Consider the following 23,886-nt stretch of genomic DNA (forward strand, 5'->3'; position numbering starts at 1 on the left):
GGCATTAATTGAGTCTGACCGGCATTCCCGAACGTATTGCCAGCGCCTGTTTGAGCACGGGCTGCTGGATATCCGCCGCCGCTAACGTGGCGGTGAGAGAAGCCGGTATGACCGCTGCCTTTGCGGTGCTGGCACTGGATTCGGATAACGGACTGTGCACTTCGATATAACGTGCGCCATCGGGCTCCACGCTGGCTTTGACGGGCTGATTAACAAATTCAACCCGGGTACCGACCGGGACTTCGCTAAAGAGCTTTTTCAGATCGTCGGCACGTAAGCGCACGCATCCGTGGCTGACGCGCAGCCCAATACCAAAATTCGCATTGGTGCCGTGAATGGCAAATTCATTGCCAATGTACATCGCGTATAGCCCCATTGGGTTATCAACCCCGGCGGGGACGACCGCTGGCAGGATATTGCCTTCGGCGGCAAATTCAGCACGCTCGTTCGGGGTGGGTGTCCAGGTCGGTCCGACCTTTTTCTGTTTCACTGAGGTGACCCAATGTTCTGGCGTATCGTGGCCAATCTGGCCGATACCGACCGGGTAGATTTCGACGGTATGACTGCCCGCGGGATAGTAATAAAGGCGCATTTCAGCGGTGTTAATCACGATTCCCTGATGGACGGTGTCGGGCAATAGCGTCTGCGACGGGAAGGTCAGTACGGTACCTTGCGCGGGTAAATACACATCCACGCCGGGGTTAGCGTCAAGGAGATTGCTCATACCGATATGATGCTTCGCCGCGTAGGTCTCCAGCGGTGATTTTTGACCCTGCGGGATCTGTTCGTATTGGTTGCTACCGACCAGGCTGCCGCCCCCGTTGGGCAGTGAGTAGGTGAGCGCAAAAGCAGGCGAGACGGTGAAGGAAATGACCAGTGATGCCAGTAACGTTTTAACTTTCATTGAGTTGAATTGTACGACAAATATGAGTGGGGTTGATTGTACTCGCCTGTTGTCGGCAACTCCATGGTTTTCGGTGGCTAGTAGCATTCACAACCGCGACCAAATCGCCTTTGACCATTGCAGGGCGCCTGGGTACTTTAATTTAAGTCTGGTCTCTGAACTCCCAATAAAACCCTTGATGAGTAGTAAATGAATCATGCCGAGAACAAAAGCAAAATTAGATTGGGTAAAACCGGGGCGCCACGATGGGAAGATTGCACGCATTGAAGCCTATTTCAGCGGACATGGTTACGAACCCCACCGGCATGACGCCTACGCGATAGGAAGAACATTATCAGGCGTGCAGAGCTTTCATTATCGTGGCAGCAAGCGACACAGTTTGCAGGGAATGACGATGGTTTTGCATCCAGATGAAATCCATGATGGCGAAGCGGGAACGACGGAAGGATTTCAATATCGGATGTTTTACCTCGATCCGGCATTGATCCAGGGGGTTCTTGGCGGAAAACCGCTCCCTTTTATCAGTGGAGGGATCTCTTCTGATTCGCGGCTCTACCATGCAACAGAGCCACTATTAAAAGCGATGGACGCATCGATTGAGCCATTAGAAGAAGATGACGCGCTTTACGATCTCGCGCAGGCCCTCTCCCTTGTCGCGGGGCAGTGTACCCGCCGTCGGGTCATAGACTATCCATCAGCGGAGCGGGCCCGAGAGTATATCTGTTCCGAGTTTGCTCAAAACGTCACCCTGGATGCGTTGTCTGCGGTTAGTGGTAAAGACCGCTGGAGCTTATCCCGGGATTTCCGCGCGCTTTATGGCACTAGCCCTTATCGCTATGTGACGATGCGGCGCCTTGAACGCTGTCGGCAGCTCATGATGACCGGCATCTCTCTTGCTGATGCGGCGATTGAATCGGGATTTGCCGATCAGAGTCATATGACACGTCAGTTTATGAAGACGTGGGGCGTCTCACCTGGCCGATGGCAACATATCGTCAAGAAAGGGTGAGCCTGAGTTGCTCGATCGTTCAAGACGCGTCGTGTCGCGGTATTTTATCGTGTGCTCTCCTTAACCGTGCAGGAGAGTAGCGATGTATTGTCCGATTAATCTCGAAAATAAATTTTCGCAGTTTGCCGAACTTTGGCAGCCAAAATTAATTGCAGAGATGAACGATTACCAATTCAAAATAGTGAAAATAGAGGGCGATTTTATCTGGCATTCACATGCCGATACTGATGAAGCCTTTATGGTTATAGACGGTATTTTGCGTATTGATTTTCGCGATGGGCATCTGTTGCTTCATCCCGGTGAGCTCTATGTCGTGCCGAAAGGTATTGAGCATAAAACGTCTGCCGAAACGGTCACCAGGCTGATGATGATTGAGCCCAGAGGCGTTCTGAATACCGGACACGAAGGAGGGGAACGGACGGCGGAGAATGACGTCTGGATCTAGCTTATTTTCTCTTAAACCAGCCGCCAGGGCTGGTTTAACGGTATCGGCTATTTGCGCGAACAGCAGGCAATATAGTTTAGCTGGTGGCGGTTGCGGCGAAAGAAGCGAAACATCCCCAAAAATCGCGTGCGATTCTCGCGGGTGCGCAATCCGTTAAACAGGATTTTGGCGGTGCGCGCCAGCCCCTCGTCGTGAATCATTCCGGCGGGAGACATCAGGGACATCGCGCCGTGGTGGGTGTCGACCGAGCGGAAACCGCTCTCGAGAAAGAGCGTTTTCCATGCCGCCTCAGTCATCGGGCTGACGTTGGATTTCACTATCTCTTCCAGTTGCGCCTGTCCCTGTGTTTCCAGGCGCTCCTGGGTAAACATAATGTCATGCGTCAGCAGGCGTCCGCCCGGCTTAAGCACGCGATAGTACTCGTCGATGAGCCGGGTTTTAGCCTTGTCCACATACATGGTTAGCATGGCTTCGTTGATCACCACATCGAAAGTCTCATCAGCGAAAGGCAACTTCGTTGCGTTGGCTTCCATGACCGTAATGTTCTCTGCAAGGCCCGCGGCGGAGATGTTTTCACGTGCTTTAGCAAGCGCATTTTTATCCATATCGACGGCGTATATCGTGCAGCCAAAGCGCTGGGCCAGCTCGATAGAGGTGGTGCCCATATTGCAGGCGACTTCCAGTACGGTACTGTCCGATGACAGCGCGGACCGATTAAAGAGCCATTGTGTTGCATCGACGCCGCCGGGACGCAGCCGGGTTTTTCCCAGGCTTGCTAGAAAGGTGTGACCCGCTTTTTCACTTGCGCTCATGGTTTGCTCCTGTCGATAAGGTTCATTTAATATGCAACTTATCATATTTGCAGGTTAATGAGAACCATTTGCATTGATGGGCATCCATGCCGCTCTTAGCTTTGTGCTGTTCACGTTGTTGGCGGCGAGGTGGTTAAACCGTGGCTACCACTTCATTTCGCCGGTATTCACCTTAGTGCTGAGCTTAAGTGAGCTTTCATCCGCCAGGTTCGGGTAGGCCGTTTTCATCGTCTTGATGACGTCGGCAGAGCCTTTGTGATTTGCCAGCGCCTGCTCGAACGTTTGCAGATAGCGGTGGGTAAAGGTGATGGCCGCGTCTTTTGCCGGGCGCTCACCCACATAGTGACCCGGAATGACCTGCTGTGGTTTCAGCGACTGCATTTCGCTTAATACCGTCATCCAGCCCTGACGAATGGCAGGAGTCTGAGTATCGGCGGTCCAGACATGAATGCCGGAGGCAATACCCGTTCCGCCCAGAATGGCCTTGTTTGCAGGAATCCACACATACGCGGCATAGTCACCAGAATGCTTCAGTTCAAGCGTCTCACCGTCCACGGTAAAGCGCGTCGCGTTTGTCGCCTGCGGAACGATGATTTTGGTTGGCGCGCCGTCCTTCATCTGCGGGCCCCAGAAGGCCAGTTTGGCGTCCTTGGTGGCTTTGATATGCTCCACGACCGATGGCGAGGCGACGACGCTGACATCCGGGAAGGCTTTTACCAGCGGTTCAAGCCCGAAATAGAAATCGGGGTCGCCAGAGGTAATCACGATAGTCTTTAACGTTTTGCCACCGGCTTTGATCATCTCTACCAGTTTCTCGCCGTCTTTGACGCTGAACTGGGCGTCAAACAGCATCGCTTCTTTCGGGCCAGAGACCAGCGTGGAAGATACCGGGAAAATACCTTTTTCCTGTGGGTTGTAGACGTCCAGGTGCAGCGGGGCGGCGAATACGGGAGTCGCGGCCAGTGACAGGACCAGCGTGAGCGATTTCATGTTCATAGATTCCTTAGCGATGTATCCAGGTAAGTTGAGGTTTGACTAACGTGGGGTAAATCCATTCTACGGATTTTGGCTTCTGCTAGAATTCCTGAAACAATACATGCTGAGTTTCATAAAACGATCTAATGGAGTGGCGATGGATAGGATCATGGCGGCAATTACCTATAACCGCATTTGCGAACTTGGGAGCCTCAGCGCCGCAGCGCGTTCTCTCGGCATCTCTCGTCCCATGGTCAGCCGCTATCTTGATGAGATGGAGAAGTGGGCCGGCTCCCGGTTGATCCACCGTTCCACCCGGCGGTTAACCATCACCCCCGCGGGAGAAAAAACGCTGGAGAAGACGCGGCAGTTGGTGTTGTTATCGCAGGGGATTGAAGGGGAGGCGACTGGTATTACCCCGTCTGGCACGCTGCGTATCGCCTGTGCCCATTTTACGGCAATACATTTGCTGAACCCCGTTATCCCAGCCTTTCTGAGCCGCTACCCGGCGCTGCGTATTGAAGTGGATATCAACAACCATCCGGTAAGCCTGGTGGGCGAACGCATCGATCTGGCCATTCGCATTACCAATACCCCGGAGCCGGGCGCGATTGCGCGCCATCTGGGAACCTGTCGTTCCGTTCTGTGCGCCTCACCGGGCTACCTTGCTCGCGCGGGGGAGCCGACAACACTTGATGAACTCGCCCAGTATAACTGCCTGCACTACAGCCGCTTTTCTGGCCAGTCCTGGACCTTTCGCGATGGCGATAAAGGCGAGCACGCTGTGGCGGTGAACGGAAACTTCAGCGCCGGAATATCATCGTTGTTGTGCGAGATGGCGGCCGCGGACGTCGGTCTGGCGATGGTGCCTGAAATCGAGGCGAGGGCTGGGTTGGACAGCGGGCGGTTGGTGCAGGTATTACCGCAATTAGAGCCTGCACCATTGGGAATATACGGGCTTTACCAGTCCCGTGACCATCAGCATGCGGCGCTGGGGCTGTTTCTGGATGCGGTCAAAGAGTATCTGGCGGCGGGGTAAATACGGTTAAGGTAGCACGGGACCCTTCCGGTCCCGTTACCGTTAAGCCAGCGTTACTGCTCGGCAGCCAGTTCCTGCTGGCTGCTCTGCGGATGATGCTTTTTACTGAGCGTGAAGTAACCAAATATCAGCGTTACCACCACAATGCTCGCCATAATCAGGAAGATTTCATGATAGCCCACCTTATCAAACAGCTTACCGATAGGCAGCGACAGGACGATGATGCCGATGGAGCTGGCGATATTAAACCCAATCAGGTACATCGTGGATGAGAGGCGCTTATCAAAGTTCGCGACGCTGAATTTAAACACCGAGATGACGAACAGCGGCACTTCCAGCGCATGCAGCATTTTGATCAACGAAATAATATAGATATCGGTGAACAACGCAGAGCCCAGAATGCGACAGGTCATGATGGTACCACCCAGCAGCAATGCGGATTTAGGCCCGATGCGGTTAATCAGGAATGGAATCATCGCCATGCCGACGGCTTCCATAAACACCTGTACCGAGTTGAGATAGCCGTATACGCGCGGAGCCAATTCAGGATCGTCAAATAAGCTGGCATAAAACACCGGGAACATCTGCTGATCGTAGATGCTATAGAACGACCAGGTGCCGACGACAAAGATAACGAAAAACCAGAACTGTGGATCTTTAAAGATGGTGAGAAAATCCTTTCGGGTCAGCGCGTCTGGCTCGGGCGAAGTGACTGCCGCAGACGCTAGGGCCGGTGCGTCGGTTTTGAACAACACGTTAATCACCAGGAATATCACCCCCATTACCGACACGCACCAGAAGTTAATGTGTGGGTTGATGCTGAAGAAAATGCCGCCCACAAATGTCCCTGCGGCGTAGCCAAGCGACCCCCAGAAGCGGGCGGTACCGAATTCAAAGTCGAATTTGCGGCTCACTTTCTCAACGAAGCTTTCCACCAGACCGCAACCGGCGAGATAGCCAAGGCCGAAGAAAATGGCGCCCAGTATCATGCCAAGCTTGAAGCTGGAGACCAGCAGCGGTTCATAAACATAAATCAGGAACGGGCCGCTGAGCGTGATGACTATCCCCATCATCCAGATAAGAGGTTTGCGGGTACCGAGCTTATCCTGCAGAAAACCATAGCCCAACATAAACAGCATGCTGAAAAACTGGTTTACGGCATACAGCATTCCCAGCTCCGTACCTGACAGGCCTAATTTGCTTTTTAGCCATATGGCATAAAAAGACCACCACAGCGACCAGGCGGCAAAGAAAAAGAGCAGATAACCGGAGGAATACCGGTATTTATCATTACTGAACGGCATCGTTATTTTCATGTTTTTTCCAATCCAGATTAGGTCATTGTCAGGTCTTGCGGCTGCGACGTAACGCGTGCGCGGTATTACGGGGTCATCGTTCTCCGTAGTGAAGAGTGTGACTGAATAAAGCGGCTCAGTTGTGGTCCGTCGGGGAACGCGCTAAGCGCGCCACGCTGGGTGGTTGCCAGGGCGCCACAGGCGCTGGCCTGTTCGAGAAGCGAGAACAACGTCGCCGCTGACGTCGGCCAGCCATCTTCGGCGAGCGCCGCCAGCAGCCCGGCCATAAAGGCGTCACCGGCTCCGGTGGTATCGATACTGTCGACACGATAGCCGCTTAACGTCAGCCTGCTGTTCTGCCAGAAGGCGATAGCGCCATCGGCGCCGCGGGTGATGATTTTCAGGCGGGCGGGAAAATCAGCCAGGTGTTCGCAGGCGCTGCCCAAGTCATCGGCCTGTGTTAGCCAAAGCAGTTCTTCCTCGGACATTTTCAGAATGTCGCTCTGGCGGGCAAACTCGCTGACAAGGTCAAACATCTGTGTCTTATTGCTCCACATCTGTGGACGCAGGTTGACGTCGAAGCTCAGCGTGCCACCGGCCTGGCGTGCGGCCGCCATCGCCTGGGCGAGAGTGGCGCGGCAGTCAGGAGCGGCCAGCGCCAGCGAGCAGAAGTGCAGAATATCGGTGCCGAAGTTAGGCAGGCTCGCCGGGCTGAGAAACTGATCGGCAGACGGATTGACCAGAAACTCAAACTGTCGTTCACCATCAGCATCCAGCGATACCAGCACGGTACTGGTGTGTCGCTGGTTGTCTAACTCCAGGCTTCCTGTGTCCACCTGCGCCGTTACCAGCGTTTGGTGCAGAAAGCGGCCGAAGGCGTCATCGCCTACGCGACCGATAAAGCCGCTGGCATGACCGAGGCGAGCGACGCCGATGGCCACATTGAAGGGCGCGCCTCCCGCGCAGGCTTCAAACTGCATATTGTCGCGCGGTAGTAAATCCACCACGGCATCTCCGAGCGTCCAGATTGTCATTATTTTTCCCCTAAGCAGTGAGATGGGTGGTTATTTAGCGGCAAGCGGCCAGGCATGCCCGTTAGTAAAAATGGCGTGTCCGTTCTGGCTGAATAAGATCAGCTGGCGATCGTTCGGTTCAGGATAAATACGGCTGCTGAGGGTGTACTCCCCGTGATTGACAAAGACTTCTACCGAGGAGCTGTCGATAAACAGGCGCAGATCCAGCACGTCAGTGGCCGGGAGCGGTACGCTGCGATAGCCAGATAAGCCATGCTGCGGGTAGCGGCGTTCCAGCACCAGACGCTGTGACTGGCTATCAACGTAGACGCGAAGCCCATCACCCAGCGCGATACCATATTGTTCAGCCTGGCTGCGGGTGATATCGAGGCTCAGTTCGACTTCCATCGCGTGCGCCTGCTCCTCTACCATCAGGGTGCGATTGTGCAGTTCACTGACCGGCCAGACATGAAGCTCGCCGCGTAATGATTCCAGCTCTTTCACCGGGTTCATGCGCAGCCGTTGTTCCGCGTCGAGCGTCACTTCCCGGGGCAGGGTAAGCATGCCCGCCCAGCCGTCGGCCTGTTCTGGCATCGGCGACTCCCACATTGATAGCCAACCGATCACCACGCGGCGACCATCCGGGGTGGTAAATGACTGGGGAGCGTAAAAATCATGCCCGTGATCCATCTCCTGGAAGGGGTGGGTAATGTGGAATTGGTGGTCATCTTGCCATTCGCCGACCATATAGCCGCTCTGGAATAGGTTACGGTAGTTGTATCCGTCGGCGGCAATGCCCTGCGGCGAGAACATAAAGACCAGCTTATCGTCCAGCGGGAAGAGATCCGGACACTCCCACATGTAGCCCATGCCCTCGTTGGCTTGGGCGAGCGTGCTGGCAAACTGCCAGTGCTGTAGATCCTGTGAACGATAGAGTTGTACTTCGCCCACATCATCGACCCGAGCACCCACCACCATGTACCAGCGCTCTCCCTCTTGCCAGACTTTCGGATCGCGAAAATGGTGAACCCCCTGCGGGGTATCCAGAACCATGCCCTGGCGTTCGAAGTGAACCCCGTCGGTGCTGGTGGCCAGACACTGCACCTGATACAGGTTTTCCTCTTTCGCTTCGCCGTCAAATTTGTGCCCGGTGTAGAGAAGGGCCAGCTTATTGCCGTCAACCACCGCTGAACCTGAAAAACAGCCGTCTTTATCTGCTGGCCCTTCTGGTGCCAGTGCTATTGGTAAATGCTCCCAGTTGACCATATCGCGGCTGCGCGCATGGCCCCAATGCATTGGCCCCCAGACCGGTTGCCATGGATAGTGCTGATAGAACGCATGGTAATAACCATCGAACCAGCACAGGCCGTTGGGATCGTTCATCCAGCCCGCAGGAGGGGCGAGGTGATAGCGTGGATACCAGCGCGGGTTTACACGGTCTTTTTGCTGGCTTAAGGCCTCGTTGGCTTTGGAAAGTAGTGACGTCATTTGCTTGTCCCTGTAAGTAAGTTGGTAAAAAGATAACGTTAACATTCTCAGTTTTCTCGCAGAATTGATGGTAATATCGATGTTAATCACAAAAGTTAACGTTAACATTTTGCGGGTGTTATCGAGATCGCATTTTCAGGGCCCGGCAAGGTGAACGCCGTCAAAGGAGAGGGTATGGCATCTTTAAAGGATGTGGCGCAACGGGCAAACGTCTCGTTAATGACCGTATCGAGAGCGATTAACGAGCCGGAACGGTTGCGGCCAGAAACCTATAAAAAGGTGATGGAAGCGGTCGATGCGCTGGGGTACGTCTCCGATCTCTCGGCTAAAAAAATTCGTGGTGCGAAAACTACGGCTAACACTATTGGGGTGCTGGCGCTGGATACCATGACCACGCCATTTTCCGTGGAGATCACGCTCTCTATCGAAGAGACCGCGCGGGCGCACGGCTGGAATAGCTTTGTGGTCAATATGTTCAGCAATGACCAGCCGGAGAAAATGGTCGATCTGCTGCTGGCGCATCGCCCGGACGGCATTATCTACACCGCGATGGGGCTGCGTCAGGTCCCGGTGCCGGAAAAGCTGCATAAGTATCGCTGCGTGCTGGCGAACTGCGAGAGCATCAGCGGCCCATTTCCCACCTATATTCCCGATGACGAACAAGGGCAATATCTCGGTGTGAAAGCGCTGTTAGCCGCAGGCTATCGTCGGTTGCTGTGCATCCACCTGCCAAAAGGCATTGTGGCGACCGATCGCCGTCGGGCGGGAATGGAGAGAGCCTGCCGTGAAGCGGGCGTCGACCCTGATGCCATGTTCCACCACTATCTTCCGCCGGGCGAGCGCCACCATATTGATGCGGCGGAGATTGCCGGGCATTACCTGAGCGGCGCGCGTCCGATGTTTGATGCGGTGGTGTGCGGTAACGACCGCGTGGCTTTTGTTATCTATCAGGTGTTGCTGGGGCGAGGGCTGCGCATTCCGCAGGATGTCGCCGTGCTGGGCTATGACAATATGGTCGGCACCGGCGAACTGTTTTTGCCGCCGCTATCAACGGTACAGCTTCCGCACTATGAAATCGGTCGTCTTAGCGCGCTGCATCTTATCCAGGAGCTCGATCACCGCGATACCGTGCGGGTAGACAGCCCCTGGCTTGCCCGTGAATCAATATAATTAATTAGCGGTTGAGCGCACGGCTTATTTCTTCTCGCTCTCCGGCATCGTTAATCAGCCGAAAGCTGATGCTATTTTCCATCTCAGGTGACGCTTGCGGCAGCGCTTTTAACCCAAAGCGCTGAGTGGCGAAGGGGGGGAGCATCAGGTCAAGCTCGGCGGTGGCCTGGTAGCGGTGGCCGCGAAAGCTGACACTGATGTCGTTATAGGAGAGAAAATAGCCGCTCGGATTACGACAGACTAAGGCGAGTGTCGCGTTATCTTCTACCGTACACGAGACGGATTTACCTGCCGCAGTAACGTTATTGCTTAAGCTTTTAGGGCGGTAAATCAGCTTTAGCTGCGTCTTCATTGACATCAACAGATACTGTTGCTGGGTAAGCCCCGTTTTGACCGCCGGTACCTCGTAGAGGTTTATCCAGAACAAACTTTCCCTGTCGGCCGCTAACTTTTTACCGTCATAAATGATTTTCACCGATTTCACTTCGTCTGCCCGGAGATTAAATATCGGGGGGATAAGGACAAATGGTGCATCGGGACTTTGGGTGAAATTATTAATGTCGCCGGTATCGACCCACACCTGCACAAAAACAGGGTAGGCGTTAATGTTCATGATGTTGATGCCCTGCGTGTCTTCACCTTCATGAAAGATGACCCGCGTTTTGTCGACCAACATCCCCGCATGCGCGTTGAACGTCAGCACCGCGAAAAATAGCGTAGCGAGTTTACGCATCATTGCACTCTCACCCAGACGTACGCTTTAGCGCTGACTTTGCCTGCGGTGACCGTCTGTCCCGGTATTTTTTGCAACGTTGCGGTCAGCACCGACTGGTAGTTGGTATATCCGGAGGCCGAGCTGCCGCTCGCGGATGCGCCGTTGAGCACGGAATACCAGCCCACATCGTTACCGCTCGGGCAACCGGTAGAGGTACAGGCTCCCCAGCCGAGGAAATTCATCGCCGTACCGGTTGCGGCGTTGCTTAACGCGATGCCGACGCCGGTGGCGATAGTAGCATCGGTGCCATAGCCATCGGATAAGAGATAGCTGACGCCGCCTGAGCTATTCACCAGTCCCAGCTTTTGCGCGGCCAAATAGCTTTCATACGGCACCTGTAGCCCTAACGCCGTGCCTCCTGATGAGACGCCGGACACGGCGGTGTTATCGCACTCAATGGAGACGGTAAAGTTGGACTGCGATGTTCCTCCGCCCTCCAGCGATTGGATGCTGATGGTGGGTAACAGCACTAATGGCGTGACGTTACGCGCCACGCAGGTCGCCGTGTGGGTTAAGGTCGAGATGGGGGACGTGCCCATGCCCATCGCTATCCAGCGTCCAGTGCCCCAGGTTGAAAAGTTATACGCTGAATCCGAACCGATGGTATCGGTGGCGATGCCGGGCCCTTTGAAGGTGACGTAACCATTCGGTTGAGTACAAGAATAGCTTGAGGTTCCCGTGGCCGACGCCATTCCCGAATAGGGGTTGCTGGAGCTGGTCGCGCCGCAATAACGGCTCGCACCGTTACCAGGAAGCCCGCTGATACGTATCAGGTCGGCGCGAATGGCGCTGAAATCCTTCACCCGGATCTGTATTTTGTTGCCGACAGTGGCGTAGCTGGTAATCGGGTATTGCTGCCAATTGCGCGTGAAGGGCATACCGGAATTGAGGTGCGTGAGCTTAATGCCGACATAGGGGAAATAGGTCGCATAATAGTCTGAATTCCCGTCATCGGCACCCAGGTCGTAGAAGCCGCCAACGCGGTCGTCACCGTTAGTGGCAAACACTTCATAGATGCTGCCCACATCGCTGGCGTCGCATTCGTATAAAACAAGATCGCCTGCGCCGCTGCTGCTGTAGCGTGAAGCGGTGGTGATGCTGAATACGGTGCTGCCGAGCGGCGTGCCCGTTGGCTGGAGATAGGCGCTGGTGATATTGACATTACCAAGGCCAATCCCCACGCCACAGCTATCGCAACCGGCATCGATCGATGATTTGCGGGTACAGGTGGCCTGTGCGGTTGCGGCAGATAACAGCAGGAGGGCTGCGCTCCATAATAATGTGCGTAACGTGGAATAGTGTATCACCGGCATTCTCCAGGCGTTTTAATGATGGTGTCGTGGCTCTGCTCATCAGTAATGTGATAATGCAAGCGGCAGGATTGCCGATTCCCCCACTGAATAGTCAGGGTGTCTTCCAGCTTGTCATTGCGAACCCAGGCCTGATTGTTCTGCCCAACCGTGCCAACGGGGCGACCATCGTTGTCATAAATGCTGGCGCCAATTGGCAGGCTGCCGCGATAGCGAATAGTAATGAGCATCGGATAGCCGTGGATGACGCTAAATTTGACCCGAACCATCGCGCCAGCCAGGGGGGCAATGCGCTGACTGCTCGATGTCAGTTCGGCATTTTTGTTTATCCCGGACGAGTCGAGGACGACATTGTTATATTGATAGGGTGCGATGGAAGGACTCAGAGCAAAGCCGAATCTGTCGATAGCCACGTTTTGACTTCCGGCAACCGTCGCACCCTGAGCGCCTTTAGCCTCCACCAATGCGAAGGTTTCGCCCAGATAAGGACCCGCGGTGACGCCATCTTTATGAATCACCACCGCGCCCTGAAGGCCTGCGGAACCCTGAGAGTAGTTTTTGCCATGCGAGAGGGTGCCCTGCAGGGACCCTACTGCCGTAGAAGTTTGCAGGGTGCCGCCGACGGAATGCGTGTTGTCGTAGTCGCGCGCGTAGGTGACGCCATAGCTTAACGGGCGTTCGCTGTCCGTAACGCCGGATAGCGTGGACTGCAAGGTTGAGCCGATGCCGTTTTGCTGTGTATAGGTTGAGCTGAGCGTCGTCTGTCGATTCTGGCCAAAGGGAATGGAAATCGAGACCGAGCTGAGGGTCTGCTGATTGGCGGAATAATAGTTATTGATATAGTTGTCGTAGCCAATTCCTCCATCAATGGTTGAGCGATAAACCTCGCTGTAGCGGGTTCGCGCAATCGACGCATTGATCGACATGCCGTTGGCAAACTGCTTGCTGTAGCCAAACTGGTATTGCTTGTCCGGGCTTCGACCGTCGCGGTAGGCCTGCGTTGAGCCGGAAAGCCAGACGCTGCCAAGAGCATCCATATCCTGAGTGACGGAGACCTCAAAGCGGGAAGACTGGTTTAAGGTTGTCGAGGTCCAGTTCTGCTTATTCTCTTCCCATGCCTGGCGTAAGCCAAAAACGTCTGAAAGATCGCGGTAGCCCGCCGTTGAGTAGCGGTAGCCGGCGATGGCGATGGTGGTATTGGTGGGTTCAATACGTTTGCTATAGCTGGCATGGAACATCCAGCCGGTTTGTGAACCGCTGGGTAAATCGGCCTGGGAGAACGTGGTGTCCAGGCCGAATGCGCCTAGCTCGGAAGAGTGCACTGCGCCCATGACGGCGGAGAAGTAGCCCTGTGCCAGGCGGCTGCCAAGGTTGGTGGTGATGTTATTACTCACGCCATATTGCAGCGTGAATTCGGTGAAGGGGTCCTTGTCCCCCACATAGCGGGAACGACCCGCGATGGCGGCGTATTTGAACATTCCTTGTCTGACGGATTCGGGACCCGCGGCGTAGGGCACGGTAAAGGTGCTGACGCTGCCATCGGCTTCGGTAACCGTAACGGCGAGATCCCCGGAATAGGAGACAGGGTACAGGTCGCTAATCTCAAAACTGCCGGGAGGAACGGTGGTTTCGTAGATAACGGCTTTGCCCTGGCTCACGGTAACGCGGGCGTTGCTCCTGGCAACGCCGCGTACGACAGGGGCATAGCCCTGCTGGGACTGAGGCAGCATTCGATCGTCAGAGGCGAGCGAAACGCCGCGAAAGGCCATACCGGAGAAGAAATTACCGGCGGTATAGCTATCGCCCACCGTCAGGCTGCTTCTGATGGGCAAAATAGGGCGCTGGAGATAGGCGCGGTTGCTTGACCATAGGGTTTTCCCCGGAGAGCTATGTGACCAGGAACCTTGCTGACGTAACTGCCATTGCCCAAAGTTTATCGCGTTATTTAAGCCAACCCAGGTCGATTGATAATCACCGCTAGCGCCGCCGCTAAATCGCGAGTAGTACTGATTCACGCTGTAATTCGACAGAAACATGGTTTCCCCGGCATTCAGATCGTCCGGCGGAACATATCCTCGAGGGGTTTTGATAAGCTCGGTTTGAGGAATAATAATATTAACCAGCATTTTGGTCATGTCGGTATCGACGGATGACTGGGCAACCACCGCGGATAAAAAATAGCAACCGTCTGGTTTTACGGCGGCTTTATCTTTTAGCGGCAGTTGCGCGATAAGTGCAGGCGAGAAGCATGGCTGTGTACTGTCTTTCGTGACGCGAAAATCGACATTCTCATGGGATAAAAATACGCCATTAAGCTGTATATCAACCGAATAGACGCCAGGTTTGATTTTATCATCAGAGATATAGTTGATGATATCATCAACCGGTAAACCACTCCCTTTTAATAGTGTTGTGTCAAAAACATAGTCGCTATCGCTATCATGTTTATCCGTGCTGCCCGAACTAGCATATACGGATAACGATAACGGGGTAACGAACAGTGTTAACACTATTATCCTTAACATTATTACCACATTTCCCGGTTATCGTGCTTTCAGCGCTTTTTCTTGCAATACGCCATAGTCATTGAGGTAACCAATGCGAATTTCTTTTGCATTCTGTACGGCATCACAGTTGGCCCCGAGTTGGACCGTTGACTCAGGTGCCAGCATGGTCATGGGGATCGTGCTCTTTGTCGCGCCTGACTGCATAGAGACACGAATACTATTGAGATAATAGGGTGACTGATTGCTGACCTCGAGATGGCAACCGCGGCTATTTTTCTCAATGTTATAATGAACGAAATCGAGCATCTGCTCGTAGGCAATGGGTAAATCAGAGGGGCGTAAAAATACCTTCACCGTACTATTAACGATAAGCACCAGCTTATTTTTGTCCTGCTGGTCTGCGGGCATCGAAGGGACTTGGGTGAAGTGAAGATAGGATACCTGCTCCTTGGTTATCTTCTGCCCCGCTTCAGGGTTAAGTAGGCTAATTACCTGATCCTGCTTCGGCTGAATTTTGAAAATAGCAGGCGACACCGCGAGCCTATTTTGCTGGCTGTCAGCTTCTTTGCCATCAGGCGTAACGGATAACCAGACCTGAACGATATAGGGGAAATTATCGTTGTTGGTAAATTTAACGGTCTTCTGCGCCTGGCTGGCATCCAGAATAACCCGATTACCTTCCATTACCACGCTGGCGCTGGCCGGTAAGCTGGCGAGATACAGTAATGGCAGAATACAGACTGTTTTTTTTAACATGGGGAATCCTGGCAGGCACATATTGCTATGCGCCTGACGGTTTAATTATAGGCAATGGAGTACTGTGCTGAGGCGATGACGGTTCCGGGCGTCACGCCTGCCGTTTCTGCGTAGTAACGTGCGGTCAGGTCTTGTGACGCGGTTGCTGAGCTAGCGGTTTTATTAAATGAGGTCGTTTTTACCGTTGAACCATTTACAAAGGTTAACGCCGTAGAGCCGTCGCTATCCAGGATCTGAATAGAAACATTGGTTGCGGTCCCTCCCACGTTGCCAAGGTTGCTATTTGTGGTGATGCTATTTCCAGCCAATACGGTGGAAATCGTTGCCGCGTCGGTGGTGTTACATCCGGTGACATTCACGGTAAATTTTGTATCGCCCGCGGTGGCTTTTGCCGTGTTAAGGGAGCCTGTTGATACCGTTGGCAGTAACACAATCGGTGCCGTCGAGTTGCCATTAATATTGACGGTACAGGTTTGCGCGTTCACTTCACCTTTAAATTGCACGGTATTTGCCGATGCCGCGAATGCGGAGGACGACATCATGGCAAGAGAGATGAAAAAGAGTTGAGCTTTCATTAAGCATCCTTGTTTTGATGATGAATCATTGTGTGTGGAAAGCGTGCAAAACCGCCCACCGTGTTTAATTCAGGTCGAAGTTAGTGTGAGGGTTATTATTTTATAGTAGGGTGGCGAGTGAATGGTTGGCACGCCAATCAGGAACGTAAAAAGTATTCTTGGTTGGGGGGTATCCCACTCGCCAATTCAGTTCTGATGATTAGACATGTATTTACCCTCACCTAACACAAACCACGAGATTTATCTTAAGGCTAATCTTATCTAACTTTAATTGTTTTCATTTTTTTTACATGATTTCAGATTTGTCCCGCTAAATTTTGATGTGAATAGGCGTTTTGGGAAAAATCCTAAAACATATGAATGGACCTATAAAGTTTGTTATTTTTTCTATGTTGCTCATAATGATTGCAAGTTAATTATTTGAATACAAAGGCTTAAGTGTGTTGCGTTGTTGTTTTATTGCACATTTTACGTGTCAAGATATTGAGTCGGATGGGGAAAAGTCGTAGTGATAAGATCGTAGGCATCATTATGTCGCGTAATACTTCTTAAGTGGGTGAGTAGGACAACTGTTGTGGTATCGCGTCACGAATGCCACGGTGGTTTAAGTATTGTTTTATTCAGTGAGTGCAGTATAAATTAATATAAATTTTTTTTTAGTAGTTTAAAAAATGAGGAAAGATAGATGTTAGCGTATTAAGATTACCGATGGTGTTTATCTGTTCCTGGAGGTTTTGCATTCTAAGTCTGTATTCAAACATGAGTTTTAAAAGCATATTTAAACATATGACCACTTAAAAACATGATAGCCAGAAAAGAGGCTGTCTCGTTGAATTTGATGCCATAGTATAAATTCTTAAACCTCGTTTTGTGTATGACAACGTCGAATCAAGGTGATTTTCAGACAAATGAGGCAAGGATGTTTGATAAAGACATAGATAGTGTCCACTGTAGACATGTTGATTATATTTTATCACCCTGCGGTATGGCTACCCATGGTCTTCTCGCGATGCTGCATGACAATAATGATGTGGCTGTTTTAGATGTTGAAAGTGAGGAAAGTATCGATAATGTGCAAGTACTTCAGAACGAAAGAATGGTTGTCTATGTCCCTAATGAACCCTATTGGATGCTTTCAACGCTTAGGTCATTAATTTCGATATTAAACCGGTCGGGACATATCTTTTGGGTGCTCATTATCAGCAAGCTGCCGGCTTCATGGCTGTGGAATGTGATTAAATCCCAGGTGGCAAAAACTAAAATTGATAATGCAGTGATCTATATTGCGCCATCCGATCTGCCCTGTGATAAATTATCTGAGCTTTTATTACCTGAGAGGAATGTTTGTCCATATTTAAAAAATGTGGTAGTAGCAGAGAATTTCTATTTAGGGAAGCATGATGATCTGCATGGAAATGATAGGAAAGATGGGCTATCAAAAAAAGAAATGCAGGTCATGGCAGGCCTGTTTCAGGGAGTTAATATTGCCGAACAGGCTGACTATCTAGGTGTGAGCAAAAAAACGCTATATAATCAGCGTCTGTCTGGGATAAAGAAAGTATCAGGAGTGATCCCCTATTTATTTTCTAATGTCCAGCAAAAGGCAGATATGGCTAACGGAGATATCACTATGCTAAGTCGTCTTTCTTCATTTGAGAGGGAGTTCGCACATGCTTTATACAGTAATGAGCTGTTTGTTGTCTTCCAGCCGGTGACGCAAGGTCCAAAAAATCTTGAAGGTTTTGAAATTCTGATTAGATGGTATAACAAAGGTCATGTCTTAACACCGAATGAGTTTTTACCTAAGCTGCATTCTACTTATGTGTGGATTATCCTGACGGCTTTTCTTATCCAGAAAACGGTCAGCTATATTAATTTTTATCAAGGCAAGTACTTCTTCTCAATAAATATTGAGTCCAGTACGATCGAAAATGATGGCCTGGTCAGGATGCTGGAAACAGCCAAAAAACAGCTGAATTCTGCAGACTGGGCGAAAAAATTTGTTCTGGAGATTAATGAACGTAACGATCTTAGCCAAAATGAACAATCGCTAGACAACCTTGCCTATCTGCAAAAGTTGGGTTTTAGCATCGTCCTCGATGATTGTTTTTCACGCAATAGCGTGAATTTCCCGGTACGAAAGTTCCAGTTCGATGGCTACAAGCTGGATATGAATGTGGTGGATGCCCTGAGTCGGGATGGTGAAGCGTTAGCGCTGGTCAAAAGCCTCTCTTATTACTGCAAGCTGACGAATCGCTATTGTATTGCCGAAGGCGTAGACAGGCCGGAGAAAATGGCTATTTTACAAGAGTCTGGCATTTCGTACTATCAGGGTAACTATATATCGGAGCCTATTACCGGCGACGAGTTGCCGCAGTTTATCAGCGAATTTGCTATTTGAAGAAAGGGCGTTGTTATCAGAATCTAACTAAATGGTGATTTTGTTGCGAGCTAACACCAGAGACTTCACCGGGGTCGTGTAGAATGCGAACCACCAGTTTAGTGTGTTACCAGATAATCACAATAGGCTGGTGGTAGCATATGCCCGATAACCTCTCACTCATCACACCTTAAGTCCTGGCAATGGTCGCGCGCCGAGTGATAGATACGCTTCGCTACTCTGAATCACGGCACTTTTTATATTGGCTGTATATCGGTCCACATAAAGTTTGAGAGGCGTTCGGCAATCAGCCATTTTCCATCCTGGAAAACATAACGGTCGTGATAGCGCACTCCGCTGGTTTGCTTGATGCGTTGCCCATTCATTTCTTTGATTAATGTCACCTGACAATAGGCAATACCGTTAGCTGTATTTTCATTAATGGAGACGGTTTGCTGACCGTTGATATGGTAAACCACCGAGAATTGAGACAGATAACCGCTGAACGCCTCAAGAATTTGCTGCTGCCCGTTTAAATCAAAAACTTCCTTACCATCCATTACCACGTTAATGTGCGCATCTGCAGTAAACAGAGGAATTTGTGCTGCAACATCTTTCTCATCCGCGAGGTTTGAAAATGTATCAACCAGTTCCCGAAGTGCCAGACGTTGGGCTATTTCAATGTTAGTCATTGCGTATACCTTAATCAGCATTGTGTTTAACTACGGTTAGTTTAATTGTTTTAAAACTCGTGCCGGATTACCGCCGACAACGACATTGGAAGCATTATCCAGCCATCATTATCTCCAGTATATGGACAGTTTTTGCTTTCAGAATTCCAGATTCAGTGATAATGAAAATGTCTTGAGGCGGGGAATGGTATCTGTTAGGAATGGCGGCGGGGGAGCAGAGGCGATAATCGCTGACGCGTAATGAAAAAAATCCACGCCATGGCGTGGATTTTATCGGCTCTTATCATCTGTATAAGATTTAGCGAAACCTCATGAGAGGATAAAGCTTATTTAGACGTTGAACAGGAAGTTCATCACATCGCCATCTTTAACGATGTAATCTTTCCCTTCAGCACGCATCTTGCCGGCTTCTTTCGCACCTTGCTCACCTTTGTAGGTGATGAAGTCTTCAAACGCGATGGTCTGTGCGCGGATAAAGCCTTTTTCGAAATCGGTGTGGATTTTACCCGCAGCCTGCGGTGCAGTTGCGCCAACAGGGATGGTCCATGCACGGACTTCTTTCACGCCAGCGGTGAAGTAGGTCTGCAGGTTCAGCAGTTCATAACCGGCGCGGATAACGCGGTTCAGACCTGGCTCTTCGAGACCCATTTCAGCCATGAATTCTTCACGGTCGGCATCGTCAAGTTCAGCGATGTCGGCTTCAACGGCGGCACATACGGCGACCACAACAGAACCTTCAGCCGCTGCAATTTCGCGCACTTTATCGAGGTACGGGTTATTTTCAAAACCGTCTTCGTTGACGTTGGCGATATACATGGTTGGCTTCAGGGTCAGGAAGCTCAGGTATTTGATGGCCGCTTTGTCTTCTTCGGTCAGCGTTTTCAGCGCGCGCAGCATGCCCGCGTTTTCCAGCTGTGGCAGACATTTTTCCAGCGCGGCCTGTTCAGCTTTGGCGTCTTTGTCGCCGCCTTTGGCTTTTTTCTGCACGCGGTGCAGGGCACGTTCACAGGTGTCGAGGTCAGACAGCGCCAGTTCGGTGTTGATAACGTCGATGTCGTCAGCCGGGTCCACTTTGTTGTTCACGTGGATAATGTTGTCGTTCTCGAAGCAGCGAACAACGTGACCGATAGCTTCGGTTTCACGGATGTTGGTCAGGAACTGGTTACCCAGACCTTCACCTTTGGAAGCCCCTTTAACCAGGCCCGCGATATCAACGAATTCCATGGTGGTTGGTAGGATGCGCTGAGGTTTAACGATTTCCGCCAGCTGGTCCAGACGCGGATCGGGCATCGGAACAACGCCTGTGTTCGGCTCGATAGTACAGAACGGGAAGTTTGCCGCTTCAATACCCGCTTTGGTGAGCGCGTTGAACAGGGTGGATTTGCCTACGTTTGGCAAACCAACGATACCGCATTTGAATCCCATGTTTAAATCACCTTAATCTTTTGATATTCAACCTGTTGTCGAAAACAGATTGTAGAAAAGTAAATAACTCCGCCTATTATACACGTCATACAGGAAAAAAACCGTACTTCATCCTGATGCGGTGGCGGCACCTGAAGACTTTTTCGTACTGCTGAAGATTTATTGCGCTTTGAAGGCGTGCAGGCGATTCGTCGCTTTTGTCAGCCCGTCTTTCAGCCAGATCTCGGTACAGCGCGCCGCTTCGTCTACGGCATCGTCAATCAGCTTCTGTTCAGCAGACTGAGGCTTGCCTAATACAAAGCCAACAACTTTGCTTTTATCGCCCGGATGACCAATTCCGATGCGTAAGCGGTGAAAATTAGGGTTATTACCCAATTTGCTGATGATGTCCTTCAGGCCATTGTGGCCACCGTGGCCGCCACCGAGCTTGAACTTTGCCACGCCGGGAGGGAGATCCAACTCGTCGTGAGCCACCAGAATTTCATCTGGATTAATACGATAGAAGGTCGCCAGCGCCGCAACGGCTTTGCCGCTGAGGTTCATAAAGGTGGTTGGCACCAGCAGACGAACATCTTCTCCCGCCATATTAATGCGCGAGGTGTAGCCAAAAAACTTACTTTCTTCACGCAGCGGCGCGCGAAAACGCTCTGCCAGCAAATCGACGTACCAGGCACCCGCGTTATGACGCGTTCCCGCGTACTCTGCGCCAGGGTTTGCCAGGCCGACAATCAGTTTAATCGTCACGTTGTTATTCCTGAGTGGGCAATCTTTCCGGCGGCTAGTTTACGTCGAGAGGGCGCGCTTGACAAAAATATGCGCCCAGAGCGGTAAAACTTGAATAATTCACTGCCGGAATAATATTGATTGAAAAGTATTTCAGTCACTTAAATGTAAAGTTTTGTTGATGAGATGTTCTTATTTGTGATCGCTAGCGCACTTATCCACAGCGGTGTTGTCTATACTTTACACACTAGGAATAGGGATATATCCCTAAACCCAAAGCCAATCTACGGAGGTGACATTATGAAACGCAAAAACGCTTCGTTACTCGGTAATGTGCTCATGGGGTTAGGTCTGGTCGTTATGATCGGCGGTGTTGGTTATTCTATTTTAAACCAGATGCCACAACTTAACCTACCTCAGTTTTTTGCGCATGGTGCGATTCTAAGCATCTTCGTGGGCGCAGTGCTTTGGCTGGCTGGGGCGCGTGTCGGTGGGCACGAGCAGGTGAGCGATAGATATTGGTGGGTGCGTCACTATGATAAACGCTGCCGCCGCAACTCTCATCGTCACAGCTAAAATACAAAATGGCTCCCGCAGGAGCCATGGATGACGCTTTCAAAGTCCTGGCCAAAAGCCGGGACTTTGTGCTTGCCGGACGGTCGAATTTATTCGAACAGTCGATGGTGCAACGCTTTGACCGCGCTGTCGGCCGCATCGCCTGGCAGCAGGAAGCAAAGGTTGTTATGAGACGCACCGTGACAAATCATCCGCACCGCATGTTCTTCCAGACGGGAGAAGACATCGTTACAAACGCCCAGCTCTTTCGTTAGCTGATTACCCACCAGCGTCACCAGCGCCAGCCCGGTTTCCACTTCAACACGACAGTGGGAGGCGAGGGCGGTAAATAATGCCGTGGTCAGCGTATGATCTTCGCCGGAGGTGGCGTTTGAAGAGTCCAGCGCCAGCGCAATGGTGGATTCTGATGTGGTTACCAGATCCGTTGCGACGTTGTGCTCAGCCAGCAGCGTGAAAATCTGCGCTAAGAAACGGTTAGATGGTTGCTCGTCCAGACGGTGAAGGCGCAGCAGCGTCTGCTTGCGGCGTACCGCCACCGCACGGTAGCGCGGCGGGTTGTCCGTTGTGCAGCAAACTAACGTACCCCCAGCGGCGGTATCTTTACTGGATCCCACAAACACCGGAATGTTCTTACGCATCGCTGGCAGCAGCGTCGCCGGGTGCAGCACTTTCGCGCCGTAGCCTGCCATATCGCTCGCTTCAGAGAACGAAATGCTGTCGATGCGTTTCGCATTTGGCGCGATACGAGGATCGGTGGTGTAGATGCCAGCAACATCGGTCCAGATATCAACGCGGCCTGCGTGCAGCGCTTCACCTAGCAGGGAGGCCGTATAGTCGCTGCCGCCACGACCAAGCGTGGTGGTACGACCGTTAGCATCACGGCCGATAAAACCCTGGGTAATCATGATTTCTTGTTCAATACGCGGGCGCAGGTGCGTTTCAGCAAGCTCAGCCACGGCGCTAACCTGAGGTTCAGCACAGCCGTGATTGGAGTCGGTGCGAATCACGCTGCGCGCGTCAAACCAACTGCTTTCTACGCCGCGCTCACGCATAACTTCCGTGAACAGCAGGCTGGACATCAATTCGCCATGACTTACCAGCTCATCGCTCAGCGCCGCCGACGGAGAAACCGTCGCCGTTTGCGCCAGGCGGCTAATATTGTCGAGGAGATTATCGATCTCTTTGCTGATAACGGTAGGCTGCTTCAGACGGGAAATAATGTTGTACTGAATCGTCCGGAGGGTATCCAGTTTGTCCAATTGCTGATGACTTTCCAGACCTTCAGAAAGCTCAACCAGTAAGTTGGTGACACCTGCGGAGGCAGACAGAACGACTAAACGAACATTTTGATCGGCAAGCACAATGCTGGCACTGCGGTTCATCGCATCAAAATCAGCAACGCTGGTGCCGCCAAACTTGGCAACGATGAATTGTGGGTAAATGCGGGTCATAACACTCTCATATCAGGGCGCCATATGGTGATGGCTAGAAAATTTTCATTCTCGGCATAAGGGAAGGTTCCTTCTCCTTACGAAATGTCCGCCCGCGAACATTTCTGGATGACAACCCAGGAGTAATCCTGTTGTCGATAACGTGTTCTGCCCGTCACACGCTACCGGGTGCTGCGCATTAGTCTATATTTACTGGGGTGTAAATAAGCGCGCCATAGTAAGTGATTTATCCCTATGGATCGACTTTTTTATTTATATCTCAGTAAATAAATGAAAAATCCCGTTTTATTCAAAATCCTCAACGGTATTAACGGTAAAGACACGTAAAAAAATAATAAATCCTTAACAATCGGGTGGCTATCATTACATCATCAGCTTTGTATTTATCTGAAGCTTTTAAAAATAAATGGTAACAATTTGGTGTTGGTGTGTTGTGGTTTTTCGTTGTTACCTTTTGATTTTAAAGTAAAAAATTGAAACCTGAAACCGCGAAAAATAAATGATTGAGTCCTTCGCTAAAACAACATATATTAGCCGCGATTTTTTACAGGTAATCCTTATAACCA

21 protein-coding genes are annotated in these 23,886 nt (G+C 51.5%); 6 read left to right on the top strand and 15 right to left on the bottom strand.

The genetic code is table 11. The features are described 5' to 3' along the window. Positions 1 to 4: 4 nt before the first annotated feature. Positions 5 to 904, bottom strand: coding sequence for a L,D-transpeptidase family protein (locus tag ACH1XZ_RS03680; protein WP_395594364.1), 900 nt, complete (start codon positions 902 to 904; stop codon positions 5 to 7). 196 nt (positions 905 to 1,100) lie between these two features. Here ACH1XZ_RS03680 and ACH1XZ_RS03685 point away from each other — a divergent pair, with 196 nt between their 5' ends. Then, positions 1,101 to 1,913 (top strand): AraC family transcriptional regulator, encoded by an 813-nt coding sequence (locus ACH1XZ_RS03685; protein WP_395594365.1) that lies wholly within the window; start codon positions 1,101 to 1,103, stop codon positions 1,911 to 1,913. Between the two features lie 82 nt (positions 1,914 to 1,995). Beyond that, positions 1,996 to 2,358, top strand: coding sequence for a cupin domain-containing protein (locus ACH1XZ_RS03690; RefSeq protein WP_395594366.1), 363 nt, complete (start codon positions 1,996 to 1,998; stop codon positions 2,356 to 2,358). A 47-nt stretch (positions 2,359 to 2,405) separates the two neighbouring features. On the opposite strand, the gene ACH1XZ_RS03695 is transcribed toward ACH1XZ_RS03690, so the two are convergent. After that, positions 2,406 to 3,170: a class I SAM-dependent methyltransferase gene (locus ACH1XZ_RS03695; RefSeq protein ID WP_395594367.1), complete on the bottom strand. Its 765-nt coding sequence runs from the start codon at positions 3,168 to 3,170 to the stop codon at positions 2,406 to 2,408. Between the two features lie 144 nt (positions 3,171 to 3,314). Next, positions 3,315 to 4,166, bottom strand: a complete 852-nt coding sequence (locus tag ACH1XZ_RS03700) for a Vmh family MBL fold metallo-hydrolase (protein ID WP_395594368.1) — start codon at positions 4,164 to 4,166, stop codon at positions 3,315 to 3,317. Positions 4,167 to 4,302: 136 nt separating this feature from the next. Here ACH1XZ_RS03700 and ACH1XZ_RS03705 point away from each other — a divergent pair, with 136 nt between their 5' ends. Continuing rightward, positions 4,303 to 5,184 (top strand): LysR family transcriptional regulator, encoded by an 882-nt coding sequence (locus ACH1XZ_RS03705; protein ID WP_395594369.1) that lies wholly within the window; start codon positions 4,303 to 4,305, stop codon positions 5,182 to 5,184. A 53-nt stretch (positions 5,185 to 5,237) separates the two neighbouring features. On the opposite strand, the gene ACH1XZ_RS03710 is transcribed toward ACH1XZ_RS03705, so the two are convergent. The 3 genes from ACH1XZ_RS03710 to ACH1XZ_RS03720 form a co-directional block, all read right to left on the bottom strand. Further along, the gene (locus tag ACH1XZ_RS03710; protein WP_395594370.1) at positions 5,238 to 6,500 is read right to left on the bottom strand and encodes an oligosaccharide MFS transporter; all 1,263 of its coding nucleotides are present in this window, start codon (positions 6,498 to 6,500) and stop codon (positions 5,238 to 5,240) included. 65 nt (positions 6,501 to 6,565) lie between these two features. Next, complete coding sequence (locus ACH1XZ_RS03715; RefSeq protein ID WP_395594371.1) at positions 6,566 to 7,513, bottom strand: aminoimidazole riboside kinase; 948 nt, start codon at positions 7,511 to 7,513, stop codon at positions 6,566 to 6,568. Between the two features lie 30 nt (positions 7,514 to 7,543). Then, complete coding sequence (locus tag ACH1XZ_RS03720) at positions 7,544 to 8,980, bottom strand: glycoside hydrolase family 32 protein (protein ID WP_395594372.1); 1,437 nt, start codon at positions 8,978 to 8,980, stop codon at positions 7,544 to 7,546. Positions 8,981 to 9,154: 174 nt separating this feature from the next. On the opposite strand from ACH1XZ_RS03720, the gene ACH1XZ_RS03725 reads away from it, so the two are divergent. Next, positions 9,155 to 10,150, top strand: a complete 996-nt coding sequence (locus ACH1XZ_RS03725; protein ID WP_395594373.1) for a LacI family DNA-binding transcriptional regulator — start codon at positions 9,155 to 9,157, stop codon at positions 10,148 to 10,150. 4 nt (positions 10,151 to 10,154) lie between these two features. Here the strand turns inward: ACH1XZ_RS03725 and ACH1XZ_RS03730 are convergent, their stop codons facing one another. The 5 genes from ACH1XZ_RS03730 to ACH1XZ_RS03750 are packed head-to-tail and all read right to left on the bottom strand — an operon-like array spanning position 10,155 to position 16,073. Continuing rightward, complete coding sequence (locus tag ACH1XZ_RS03730) at positions 10,155 to 10,886, bottom strand: fimbrial biogenesis chaperone (RefSeq protein ID WP_395594374.1); 732 nt, start codon at positions 10,884 to 10,886, stop codon at positions 10,155 to 10,157. After that, on the bottom strand, positions 10,883 to 12,232 hold the full coding sequence (locus tag ACH1XZ_RS03735; protein WP_395594375.1) for a fimbrial protein: 1,350 nt from the start codon (positions 12,230 to 12,232) through the stop codon (positions 10,883 to 10,885). Before ACH1XZ_RS03735 ends, ACH1XZ_RS03730 begins: the two co-directional genes overlap by 4 nt. Continuing rightward, positions 12,229 to 14,745, bottom strand: coding sequence for a fimbria/pilus outer membrane usher protein (locus ACH1XZ_RS03740; protein WP_395594376.1), 2,517 nt, complete (start codon positions 14,743 to 14,745; stop codon positions 12,229 to 12,231). Before ACH1XZ_RS03740 ends, ACH1XZ_RS03735 begins: the two co-directional genes overlap by 4 nt. A gap of 33 nt (positions 14,746 to 14,778) precedes the next feature. After that, entirely contained in the window at positions 14,779 to 15,498 is a 720-nt protein-coding gene (locus ACH1XZ_RS03745; RefSeq protein ID WP_395594377.1) for a fimbrial biogenesis chaperone, read from the bottom strand. 41 nt (positions 15,499 to 15,539) lie between these two features. Further along, entirely contained in the window at positions 15,540 to 16,073 is a 534-nt protein-coding gene (locus tag ACH1XZ_RS03750; protein ID WP_395594378.1) for a fimbrial protein, read from the bottom strand. Positions 16,074 to 16,992: 919 nt separating this feature from the next. Between ACH1XZ_RS03750 and ACH1XZ_RS03755 the strand changes: the two genes are divergently transcribed. Then, complete coding sequence (locus ACH1XZ_RS03755) at positions 16,993 to 18,474, top strand: EAL domain-containing protein (RefSeq protein ID WP_395594379.1); 1,482 nt, start codon at positions 16,993 to 16,995, stop codon at positions 18,472 to 18,474. Between the two features lie 236 nt (positions 18,475 to 18,710). On the opposite strand, the gene ACH1XZ_RS03760 is transcribed toward ACH1XZ_RS03755, so the two are convergent. The 3 genes from ACH1XZ_RS03760 to pth all read right to left on the bottom strand — a co-directional run bounded on the left by ACH1XZ_RS03760 (position 18,711) and on the right by pth (position 21,314). Continuing rightward, entirely contained in the window at positions 18,711 to 19,145 is a 435-nt protein-coding gene (locus tag ACH1XZ_RS03760) for a nuclear transport factor 2 family protein (RefSeq protein ID WP_395594380.1), read from the bottom strand. A gap of 330 nt (positions 19,146 to 19,475) precedes the next feature. Then, positions 19,476 to 20,570 (bottom strand): redox-regulated ATPase YchF, encoded by a 1,095-nt coding sequence (ychF, locus tag ACH1XZ_RS03765; protein WP_035891582.1) that lies wholly within the window; start codon positions 20,568 to 20,570, stop codon positions 19,476 to 19,478. A 159-nt stretch (positions 20,571 to 20,729) separates the two neighbouring features. After that, on the bottom strand, positions 20,730 to 21,314 hold the full coding sequence (gene pth / locus ACH1XZ_RS03770; RefSeq protein ID WP_035891580.1) for an aminoacyl-tRNA hydrolase: 585 nt from the start codon (positions 21,312 to 21,314) through the stop codon (positions 20,730 to 20,732). Positions 21,315 to 21,593: 279 nt separating this feature from the next. Here pth and ychH point away from each other — a divergent pair, with 279 nt between their 5' ends. Next, a complete protein-coding gene (gene ychH, locus ACH1XZ_RS03775) occupies positions 21,594 to 21,869 on the top strand; it encodes a stress-induced protein YchH (RefSeq protein ID WP_035891578.1) in 276 nt (91 codons plus the stop codon). Positions 21,870 to 21,958: 89 nt separating this feature from the next. Here the strand turns inward: ychH and lysC are convergent, their stop codons facing one another. Further along, positions 21,959 to 23,320 (bottom strand): lysine-sensitive aspartokinase 3, encoded by a 1,362-nt coding sequence (lysC, locus tag ACH1XZ_RS03780; RefSeq protein ID WP_395594381.1) that lies wholly within the window; start codon positions 23,318 to 23,320, stop codon positions 21,959 to 21,961. Positions 23,321 to 23,886: the final 566 nt, after the last annotated feature.

The sequence above is a fragment of the Kluyvera chengduensis genome (genome assembly GCF_044197065.1).
GTDB classification, from domain to species: Bacteria; Pseudomonadota; Gammaproteobacteria; order Enterobacterales; family Enterobacteriaceae; genus Kluyvera; species Kluyvera ascorbata_C.

Coding starts and splice junctions, on each gene's coding strand:
- ychF (WP_035891582.1), bottom strand. CDS start 20,570: ATGGGATTCAAATGCGGTATCGTTGGTTTGCCAAACGTAGGCAAATCC.
- ACH1XZ_RS03695 (WP_395594367.1), bottom strand. CDS start 3,170: ATGAGCGCAAGTGAAAAAGCGGGTCACACCTTTCTAGCAAGCCTGGGA.
- ACH1XZ_RS03690 (WP_395594366.1), top strand. CDS start 1,996: ATGTATTGTCCGATTAATCTCGAAAATAAATTTTCGCAGTTTGCCGAA.
- ACH1XZ_RS03705 (WP_395594369.1), top strand. CDS start 4,303: ATGGATAGGATCATGGCGGCAATTACCTATAACCGCATTTGCGAACTT.
- ACH1XZ_RS03760 (WP_395594380.1), bottom strand. CDS start 19,145: ATGACTAACATTGAAATAGCCCAACGTCTGGCACTTCGGGAACTGGTT.
- ACH1XZ_RS03700 (WP_395594368.1), bottom strand. CDS start 4,166: ATGAACATGAAATCGCTCACGCTGGTCCTGTCACTGGCCGCGACTCCC.
- ACH1XZ_RS03720 (WP_395594372.1), bottom strand. CDS start 8,980: ATGACGTCACTACTTTCCAAAGCCAACGAGGCCTTAAGCCAGCAAAAA.
- ACH1XZ_RS03755 (WP_395594379.1), top strand. CDS start 16,993: ATGTTTGATAAAGACATAGATAGTGTCCACTGTAGACATGTTGATTAT.
- ACH1XZ_RS03725 (WP_395594373.1), top strand. CDS start 9,155: ATGGCATCTTTAAAGGATGTGGCGCAACGGGCAAACGTCTCGTTAATG.
- lysC (WP_395594381.1), bottom strand. CDS start 23,320: ATGACCCGCATTTACCCACAATTCATCGTTGCCAAGTTTGGCGGCACC.
- ACH1XZ_RS03730 (WP_395594374.1), bottom strand. CDS start 10,886: ATGATGCGTAAACTCGCTACGCTATTTTTCGCGGTGCTGACGTTCAAC.
- ACH1XZ_RS03680 (WP_395594364.1), bottom strand. CDS start 904: ATGAAAGTTAAAACGTTACTGGCATCACTGGTCATTTCCTTCACCGTC.
- ACH1XZ_RS03710 (WP_395594370.1), bottom strand. CDS start 6,500: ATGAAAATAACGATGCCGTTCAGTAATGATAAATACCGGTATTCCTCC.
- ACH1XZ_RS03745 (WP_395594377.1), bottom strand. CDS start 15,498: ATGTTAAAAAAAACAGTCTGTATTCTGCCATTACTGTATCTCGCCAGC.
- ychH (WP_035891578.1), top strand. CDS start 21,594: ATGAAACGCAAAAACGCTTCGTTACTCGGTAATGTGCTCATGGGGTTA.
- ACH1XZ_RS03685 (WP_395594365.1), top strand. CDS start 1,101: ATGCCGAGAACAAAAGCAAAATTAGATTGGGTAAAACCGGGGCGCCAC.
- ACH1XZ_RS03715 (WP_395594371.1), bottom strand. CDS start 7,513: ATGACAATCTGGACGCTCGGAGATGCCGTGGTGGATTTACTACCGCGC.
- ACH1XZ_RS03750 (WP_395594378.1), bottom strand. CDS start 16,073: ATGAAAGCTCAACTCTTTTTCATCTCTCTTGCCATGATGTCGTCCTCC.